Origin of the sequence: Streptococcus sp. Marseille-P7376 (assembly GCF_902460385.1) — a bacterium.
GTDB classification, from domain to species: domain Bacteria; phylum Bacillota; class Bacilli; order Lactobacillales; family Streptococcaceae; genus Streptococcus; species Streptococcus sinensis.
In genome coordinates this window covers 1-1,390 of record NZ_CABPTS010000051.1, presented here as the reverse complement: position 1 = coordinate 1,390, position 1,390 = coordinate 1, and the positions used below count along the sequence as shown (strand labels likewise).

Genomic DNA, 1,390 nt, shown 5'->3' with positions numbered 1-1,390 from the left:
AACCTGCCGAAATACGAAGGCGGTAAGGAAATCACTTACTCCATCGATGAAGAGCCTGTTGAGGGCTACAAAAAAGATATCGACGGTTATAACCTGAAGAATAGCTACAAACCAGCCAAAACAGAGGTTTCTGTGCGCAAGGTTTGGAACGATAGCGACAACCAAGACGGCAAGCGTCCCGCTTCTATCACCGTTAAACTCCTCGCAGATGGCAAGGATACTGGGAAAACCCTCGAATTGTCAGAAGCGACTGGCTGGGCTGGCAGCTTTACGGAACTTGATGCCCAAAAAGGCGGCAAGGCGATTGATTACAAGGTTGTAGAAGCCACTTCAATCACCGGTTATACAACTGAAGTAACCGGAGATGCAGCCACTGGCTTTACGATTACCAATAGCTATAGCCCAGAAACAGTTGATATCAAGGCCACTAAAAACTGGGATGATGCGAATAACCAAGATGGTAAGCGTCCAGCGAAGATTACGATTAATCTCTTAGCCGATGGTGAGAAGGTTGATTCTAAAGACGTTCAAGCTGCAACAGATGGCACCTGGACAGCTGAATTCAAGGGCAAGGCCAAGTACAAGAATGGGAAAGAAATCAAGTATACGGTAACGGAAGAAACCGTTGCAGAGTATGAAACAACCATTAACGATTTCAATATCATTAATAAGTACCTGCCAAAAGCTATTGAATACAAGGTAACCAAGGTATGGAAGGATGCCAACAACCAAGATGGCAAACGCCCAGAATCTGTCACAGTACAACTTTACAAATCAGTGAATGGTTCAGAACCAACAGCAGTTGCAGGTCAGACCTTAACCTTAACGGCTGCAGGTGCAACCGATGCGAATACATGGGTTGCTTCCTTCACAAACTTGCCGCAATTTGAAAATGGACAAGAAATTGTTTACTCTGTGAAGGAAGTCAATGTCCCAGAAGGTTATGAGGCTTCTGTATCTGGCCAAGTCGTAACCAATAGCCATGATCCAGAAACAATTGTCATTTCAGGAACCAAGGTTTGGGATGATAACGAGAACCAAGATGGTAAACGGACCACTTCTGTGAAAATTCAAGTTCTGCACGACGGTCAAGTCGTAGATGAAATGGAAGTTTCAGCAGCGACAGGCTGGGCCTTTGAATCAAAAGCCTTGCCTAAGTACAAGGATGGGAAGGAAATTGCTTATGAAGTCAAGGAAGTAGCAGTTGCAGAGTATAAAACTGAAATTAGCAAGACCAAGGATGGCAAATACACTGTTACCAACAAGCTGACTCCAGAGAAGATTACAGTAAGCGGTCAAAAGACTTGGAACGACGCCAATAACCGAGATGGCAAACGTCCAGACTCCATTACTGTGAAGCTCTTAGCCAATGGCAAAGCGACTGGTAAAA

Annotated in this window: 1 protein-coding gene; it reads left to right on the top strand. The window is 44.7% G+C overall.

Translation table 11 applies throughout. The features are described from left to right. Positions 1-1,390, top strand: a 1,390-nt coding sequence (locus tag FZ952_RS11485; RefSeq protein WP_148881749.1) for a Cna B-type domain-containing protein, incomplete at both ends; no start/stop codon positions are given.